This window comes from Allobosea sp. TAB14 (assembly GCF_052113865.1).
GTDB classification, from domain to species: Bacteria; Pseudomonadota; Alphaproteobacteria; order Rhizobiales; family Beijerinckiaceae; genus Allobosea; species Allobosea spartocytisi.
On record NZ_JBFRDQ010000096.1, the window covers coordinates 1 to 7,500 of the forward strand.

Consider the following 7,500-nt stretch of genomic DNA (forward strand, 5'->3'; position numbering starts at 1 on the left):
CTTCAGTTTCGCCCGGCACGGGTCTTCAGTTTCGCCCGGCACGGGTTCTTTGGCGGGCTGCCGCCGGTCCCGTGAAGGGATAGCGATGCCCATGCCGACCACCGCCAACGAGAAACCAGACCGAAAGAGGGGGAACCATGACGACATCGATCCAGACAAAAAATTCGCGTGCCAGCCGCCGCCAATTCGCGCTGCTTGCCTCATCGATCGTGCTCACGCTGGGCGCCCTTGCCCCTGCCCATGCCCAACAGGTCGAGATTGCTTACGCAACCTTCCTCGACCCCAACAACAAGGCCGATCCGCGCGCCGCGGCACAGACGCGGATGATCGAGGCCTTCGAGAAGGCCAATCCGAACATCAAGGTCAAGGTTGTCATCGACCCCACCCAAAGCGCGTCGGCGCGGGCGCTTCGCAGCAAGTCGGATTCGCCAGATATTGCCCGCTTCGCCAACTGGTCGATTTCGGAAATCGTGGCCACGGGCTCGGTGCTGCAGCTTGACGACCTGCTGAAGCGCGACAACGTCAGCGAGACCGATTGGCTGATTCCGCTCGCCCAGACCAAGGTCGGCGGCAAGATCTATGGAATACAGCAGGATTACCGTATCCCTGTGCTGCTCTATCGCAAGAGCCTGCTCGATAAAGCCGGTGTCACGCCGCCGAAGACTTGGGACGAGGCGTGCGTAGCCGGCGGCAAGCTGAACAAGGACGGCGTCACAGGCTATGCCATTCCGCTCGGATCGAGCGGCGGTGTCGGGGGCGCCCAGGCGTTGGCCGAGAACCTTTTCAGCTCGATGGTGACGGAATCAGGCGGTGACTATTTCGCGGATGACGGCCGCGCCTTCCAGGCGCCGCGCGAGGCCGTGATCCGGACTCTCCAGACCATTCGAGACATGTACGGCAAGTGCAAGGCGACGCCGCCGACAAACGCGCAGTTCGGGTACAGCGAAACCCATGACGGCCTGCGAGCCGGCACGATCGCGCAGGGAACCTTCGGCCTGTTCCGCTTCCGCGCCATCCAGTCCGGCGGAGCCGGCAACGACCTCGCCTGGGCGCCGCCGCCCGCCTTCGCGCCTGCCGGAAAGATGGTGACCTATGGCTTCCAGATCGTCGTCAACGCCAATTCTCCTCGGCGTGAGGCGGCGTGGGCCTTCACGAAATTCATGACCAGTCCCGAAGCGCAGGCGATCGCAGCCGAAGGTGGCGAGGTGGTATCGCGCGCCTCTGCCTATCAGGCGCCCTATTTCAAGCAGCCGGAGGCGGCCAACCAACTCGCTTGGGCCGAATTGATCAAGGCGCGCGGCAAGATGGTCAACTATTCCGTGATCAGCTCGACCTTCAACCAGATCAYCGGCGACGCCACGGTGCGAATGATTCTGCGCAATGGCACAGCCGAGGACGCCTACACCGAAATCGTCGCCAAATACGACGAGGCTCTGAAGAAGGCGCGGTAGCGATCACAGGCGGGATCCGGTGTGCTCGCGCTCCGGTTCCCGCAGCCAGCCCACCCAGGCCAGGTCAATGGGAGCTTCAAGGTCATGACAACCGAATTCGCTGGCCAGACCGCGATCGTCACTGGTGGGGCGCGCGGCATCGGTCTCGCCATCGTCAAGGAATTGCTGAATCGCGGCTGCCGTGTCTCGATCTGGGATCGCTCCTTCGAAGGCTTCGACATAGCGGCGGTAGACCGACGCGTCGTCGATGTGGCCGATACGGCAGCGGTCGCGGCCGCCTTCAGCGAGACGCTGGGTGCGCTCGGTCGCGTCGACATTCTGATCAACAATGCCGGGATCAACGGCCCCATCCACCGGGTCGAGGACTATCCGCCGGAGCATTGGGACAATGTGATCCGCATCGATCTCACCACTTCGGGCTTCACCTTCGACGCGACCGGCGGCCGGGCGACCTACTGAGATGGAACGGGCTCCAGTCCAGATCGCGGTCATCGGCGCGGGAGCGATCGGCCAGCGCCATGCCCGGTTATGCGCCAGCCATCCCGAATCCACGCTCCGTGCGATCGTTGATCCTGCGCCTGCAGCGATTGCTCTGGCCGGCGAACTTGACGTGCCCGTCTTTGCCGACATCGAGAGCATGATTGCCGCAATCCGGCCCGAGGCCGTGATCGTCGCGACGCCGACTCCGCTGCACGAGTCGATCTGCGTGGCCGCTGCGGAGGCAGGGCTGCATCTCCTGGTCGAAAAGCCAATCTCTGCGGATGTCCCGTCGGCACGCAGGATCATCGACGTCGCAGAGGCGAACGGAGTTTCGCTCCTCGTCGGCCACCACCGAAGGCACAATCCGATTGTGGCGGCGGCCCGCGAAATCATCGGCAGCGGCGAGCTGGGGCGTCTGCTCGCCGTGAACATGCTCTGGGCCGTGCGGAAGCCGGACGCCTATTTCACGGTGCCTTGGCGCACACAACCCGGCGCCGGCCCGGTGCTGACCAATCTCATCCACGACATCGATCTGCTGCGCCATCTCTGCGGCGAGATTTCGGCTGTCACTGCCCATGTTGGGAACATGGGTCGCGGCTTGGCGATCGAGGACACGACCGCTGTCCTGATCCGTTTCGAGACCGGAGCGCTGGCGACGGTCACGGCCAGCGACGCAGCGCCTTCGCCCTGGTCTTGGGACGCAAACTCCGGTGAAAACCCGGCGATCCGAATGAGCCGAGCCAACTCGACGCGGTTTCTCGGCACCCAAGCGGCGCTTGAGTTCCCCGACCTGAGGATCTGGCGCCATGCCACGGGCGAGGAACCGAGTTGGAATGCCACATCGATCTCCGAGGAACGCCTCGTCACGCCGGCGGATGCCTATCATTCCCAATTGACGCATTTCTGCGCTGTGGTCCGCGACGGTGCCGCACCCGTCTGCTCGGGCGAAGACGGTCTCCGCACGCTCGCGGCGCCTCAGCGATCCTCCTGTCCGCGTCCGAGAATCGCACGATCGTTCCTGAGCAGGGCTGAGCCACTTGAGGAAACCTCCTGTTCCGAGACCACGTCCCAGGTAAGGATTAGCCCTTGGTCCGAGAACTCGAGGCAGCGGGCGCGATCGTTCCAGGTATAGGTCATCGCAATGACGGCATCGCTGCGAATGTGGCCGCGCCGGCTTCGGTGTTTGGTGAGCCATGCGGGCGGAGACGAATCCCGCCTCCGCCCGCGCGGCAAGGATTATACCAGTTCGGCCAGAGACGCGGCATCGAACCCCTTCAAGGCCCCGTGATCGCCTCGTTCGACCTTCGCCACCCACTGAGGATCGCTCAGCAGTGCCCGACCTACAGCGATCAAGTCGAACTCGTCCCGCTCCAGTCGCTCGACAAGGCGATCCAGGCTGGCCGAAGTTGATCCCTTGCCGGCGAAGGCGCTGTTCACAACATCGTTGTCGAGGCCTACCGATCCGACACCGATCGTCGCAGCGCCGGTCACCTTCTTGGCCCAGCCTGCGCCGTTGAGCCCGTTCTCGCCGTCAATCTCCGGGAATTCAGGCTCCCAGAAGCGGCGCTGCGAAACGTGCAGGACATCGACCCCCGCCTCGACCAGCGGCCGCAGCCAGTTTTCCATCTCCGTTGGGGAGGCGGCGAGACGCACGCTGAGATCCTGCTGCTTCCATTGGCTGACACGCAGGATAATCGGGAAATCGGGCCCCACCGCTTCGCGCACCGCGCCGACGATATCCACCGCGAAGCGCGAGCGGTCCTTTATCGTGAGCCCGCCATAGCGGTCGGTGCGCAGATTGGTGCCCGCCCAAAAGAACTGATCGATGAGATATCCATGGGCGCCGTGGATCTCGACCGTGTCAAACCCTATCCGTTTCGCGTCCGCCGCCGCCTTGGCAAAGGCTGCGACCGTGTCGGCGATATCCTCCTCGCTCATAGAGACGCCGCGCGGGTCGCCCGGGGAATCAAGACCGGAAGGGCTCTCCACCGGCGCATCGGGCTCCCAGCCGTTGATGTAGCGGGTTGCGCCGGTGTGCCAAATTTGCGGGCCCATGCGACCACCCGCATCGTGGACAGCATCGATCACATTCTTCCACCCCGCCAGCGCCTTGTCGCCGTGAAAGAAAGGAATTCCGGCATCGTTACGCGATGCCGGGCGGTCCACCACCGTTCCTTCGGACAAGATCAATCCGACATTGCCTTCCGCGCGCCGGCGATAATAGGCAGCGCTCGCCGGCCCCGGAATGCCTTCAGGGGAAAAAAGCCGTGTCATCGGCGCCATGACGATGCGGTTCTTCAGTTCGAGCGACCGGACGCTGAAAGGACGGAACAAGCTGCTGGTATCAGGATGAGGCATGTCAGGGACTCCATTTCCAACTATGAAGCGCCTAAGTATAACTCGTATACCTAGCGTCAATTAGGCACTTGAATTCGCCCTGGTATATCGAAGGAAACCTGGATGCTCGAATTGGAACCCCTCTGCTTCTCGTCGGAATGTCCTAGCCGGGCCTTGTTCGATCAGATCGCGGACAAGTGGTCGATGATGGTGTTGGTTGTGCTCGACGATGGACCGCAGCGGTTCAACGCCATCCGTCGCCGGCTGCAAGGCGTCACCCAGAAGGCGCTTACCCAGTGCCTTCGCCGGATGGAGCGCAACGGCTTGATCTCGCGGGAGGTCATCTCGCTGTCCCCAGTGGCGGTGCAGTATCAGATCACGCCGCTTGGTCGCACATTGCAGCAGCCGTTCCGGGCGCTGCACGAATGGACGCTCGAAAAGCTGCCGGAGGTCGATGCCGCGCGACAGGCGTTCGATGCCATGAACGGCCGACCGGCGCCGCACGAAGGAGCGTCGGCTTCCCGATCTGTCTGATCTTCCAACCTCGGCGTTTATACCCCCGACCGCGACCGGCGGCATGGCAATCAGGGCTTTCGAAAAGCCGCGATGTTCTCACGCAGCCACGCGCCGACCGATCGTGGAGCCTTGCCCGTCAGGTCTCGAAACGTCGCCGTCGTCTCAGCAAGCACCGACGCCAATGTCGCGCTCGTGCTTTTGGCCTGCGCGACACTCGCGCCAACTGTGGAGGCAGCTTGCCTGCGCGCGGTGGCTGGCGTTGGTTGTGGTGATCAGTGCGCCGCAGCCGAGCTGCCCTGCCCTTTTCGGGCGAACAGGATCGCAACCGCCGCGATGACCAGGATGACGCCGATGATCGCGAAGGTGTCGCTGAAGCCCATGACCAACGCCTGSCGCTTCACCGTYTTGCCKAGCGYGATGACCGCCTGMYGCTGCGCGGCAGCATGRTCGGAAACGCCTTGCGTCATGAAGTAGYCCGTCATCTGGTCGAGGCGGCCCCTGACTTCGCCGCGGAAGGGCGTGACGGCCTGCCCGATGATGTTTGAATGGAACTGCTCCCGCTTGGTGATGATTGTCCCAAGCACGGCCGTGCCGACCGCGCCGCCAAGATTACGGAGCATGTTGAACAGGCCCGATGCATTTGCCGCGTCCCTGGGCTGGATGCTCATCATCGCGATCGCCGTCAACGGCGTGATCACCATCGACTGGCCGACCGCACGGACGACATTGGGCCAGAACAGCTGGTCACCGGAATAATTCAGCGACATATGCGTGTTCATGAAACATGAGCCGGCAAACATGGCGATGCCGACGAAGGTGATGTAGCGGATGTCGAAGCGCTTCATCAGCATCGGGACGAGCGGAATGAGGAGAAGCTGCGGGAGCCCAGTCCACGCCAGGACCATGCCGATCTGCTCGGCGTTATAGCCCTGCACCTGGCCGAGATATTGCGGCAGGACATAGACCGAGCCGAACAGGCCGAACCCGACCAGGACATTCGACAGCGTGCCGACCGTAAAGTTGCGGTTCTTCAGCAGCGAGAGATCGACAAGCGCCTTCTTGACCGTCAGTTCGATCCAGACGAAGGCAGCCAGAAACGCGGCGGCGATCGCGGCGAGACGGACGATGAAGGTCGACTGGAACCAGTCCTCCTTGTTGCCTTCCTCGAGCAGGGTCTGCAGCGCCGACAGGCCGATCGCCATCGTCGCGATGCCAGCCCAGTCGCCCTCCTTGAGAAGGCCCAGCTGTAACGGCTGCTTTTCGAGCGTCAGCGAGAGCGCAACCACCATCGCGACGCTGGGCAGCGTGTTGATGAAGAAGATCGTCTGCCAGCCGTAGTTCTCTGTGAGGTAGCCACCAATCGTCGGCCCGATCGCCGGAGCGAATGTCACCGCCAGCGCGAACATGGCCAGGCCCATCGGCTGCTGCGATTTCGGCAGGCGGGTCGCGACCATGGTGAAGGCCATCGGGATGAGCACGCCGCCGGCAAAGCCCTGAAGGCCGCGCATGGCGATCATCTCGCCGAGATTGCTGGCAAAGGCGCAGGCCATCGAGAACAGAGCGAACGCGATCGTGCTCCAGATCATGTAGAGCTTGAACGAGAAGACGCGGCTGAGAAAACTCGTCAGCGGAATGACGATGATCTCGCCGATCAGGTAGGAGGTCGAAATCCAGGCGCCGTTGTCGATGCCGGTGCCGATGCCTCCCTCGATATCGAGCAGCGAGGCATTGGTGATCTGAATGTTGAGGATCGCCATGAAGGCGCCGATGGCGCCCGCCGTGATCGCGATCCAGGTCGACAAGCTCGCCCTGTCCCCGGTTGACGGGGTCGATGGGGCAACGGCCGGCGTTTGCGTAGACATGGCCCAGCTCCTCGCAAGCCGGGCGCGCGGATTACCGCGCGTCCGCCACTGAATTGTTCTTGGAAACCTTGGTGTCGATCGTCGGAACGACCGACATGCCAGGTCGCAGGCTGCCGGCAAGGCTGTGGTCGGGATCGAGGACGATCTTGACCGGAACGCGCTGGACGACCTTGGTGAAGTTGCCGGTCGCATTGTCGGGCGGAAGCAGGGCGAATTCCTGGCCGCTGGCCGGAGCGATGCTGTCGACATGCCCCTCCGCCGTGACGCCCGGGAACATGTCGACCTCGATCTCGACCTTTTGACCGGGCTTCACATTGGTCAGCTGTGTTTCCTTGAAATTCGCAACGACATAGGCGTTCGCGACCGGAACAACCGCCATCAACTGCGTGCCTGCCTGGACATACTGGCCGACCCGAAGCGTCCGGTTCCCGACAATGCCGTCCACGGGAGCCAGAACGGCGGTATAGGACAAGTTGAGTTCGGCTTGGCGCTGAACGGCTTCGTCATGAGAGACCGTGGCCCTCACCTGGGCCAGGTCGGCCTTGATCAGATCAACCTGCTTCTGGGCCTGGGCTAGCGAAGCGACATCGCGGTCGATCGCGGCCCGTGCCGCCGAAATCTTGGCGACCGCCGCCTGGGCGTTCTGTACGGAGCCATAGCCCGTCCTGGCGAGGTTGGCGTAGCGCTCGTTGTCCTGCTCGGCGAAATTCGCATTTGCCTTGTCGACCTCGACCGTCGCCTTGGCCGTATCGATCGCAGATTGCTGGGCCTCGAGCTGGGCCAGCTTGCTGACGACGGCGGCTCGGGCCGCTTCGACATCGGCCTTCGCCTGATCGAGCGCGACGCGGAAGTCT

7 protein-coding genes (1 of these 7 only partly in view) are annotated in these 7,500 nt (G+C 63.2%); 4 read left to right on the forward strand and 3 right to left on the reverse strand.

The features are described from left to right. Window positions 1-137: 137 nt before the first annotated feature. From AB4Y99_RS15680 to AB4Y99_RS15690, 3 genes are all read left to right on the forward strand, one after another. Entirely contained in the window at window positions 138-1,451 is a 1,314-nt protein-coding gene (locus tag AB4Y99_RS15680) for an ABC transporter substrate-binding protein (RefSeq protein WP_441523948.1), read from the forward strand. Between the two features lie 84 nt (window positions 1,452-1,535). Then, window positions 1,536-1,910: an SDR family oxidoreductase gene (locus tag AB4Y99_RS15685; RefSeq protein WP_441523949.1), complete on the forward strand. Its 375-nt coding sequence runs from the start codon at window positions 1,536-1,538 to the stop codon at window positions 1,908-1,910. 1 nt (window position 1,911) lies between these two features. Beyond that, the gene (locus tag AB4Y99_RS15690; protein WP_441523950.1) at window positions 1,912-3,063 is read left to right on the forward strand and encodes a Gfo/Idh/MocA family protein; all 1,152 of its coding nucleotides are present in this window, start codon (window positions 1,912-1,914) and stop codon (window positions 3,061-3,063) included. 104 nt (window positions 3,064-3,167) lie between these two features. On the opposite strand, the gene AB4Y99_RS15695 is transcribed toward AB4Y99_RS15690, so the two are convergent. Beyond that, window positions 3,168-4,289 (reverse strand): NADH:flavin oxidoreductase, encoded by a 1,122-nt coding sequence (locus tag AB4Y99_RS15695; RefSeq protein WP_441523951.1) that lies wholly within the window; start codon window positions 4,287-4,289, stop codon window positions 3,168-3,170. A gap of 102 nt (window positions 4,290-4,391) precedes the next feature. On the opposite strand from AB4Y99_RS15695, the gene AB4Y99_RS15700 reads away from it, so the two are divergent. Next, complete coding sequence (locus tag AB4Y99_RS15700; RefSeq protein WP_441523952.1) at window positions 4,392-4,802, forward strand: winged helix-turn-helix transcriptional regulator; 411 nt, start codon at window positions 4,392-4,394, stop codon at window positions 4,800-4,802. A gap of 254 nt (window positions 4,803-5,056) precedes the next feature. Here the strand turns inward: AB4Y99_RS15700 and AB4Y99_RS15705 are convergent, their stop codons facing one another. Then, entirely contained in the window at window positions 5,057-6,646 is a 1,590-nt protein-coding gene (locus AB4Y99_RS15705) for an MDR family MFS transporter (protein WP_441523953.1), read from the reverse strand. A gap of 31 nt (window positions 6,647-6,677) precedes the next feature. Beyond that, window positions 6,678-7,500 carry the 3' portion of an HlyD family secretion protein gene (locus AB4Y99_RS15710; RefSeq protein WP_441523954.1) on the reverse strand. 368 nt of this gene lie beyond the right edge of the window, so the window shows 823 of its 1,191 coding nt (coding positions 369-1,191); its start codon lies beyond the right edge, outside the window — the gene reads right to left on this strand; it ends in the stop codon at window positions 6,678-6,680.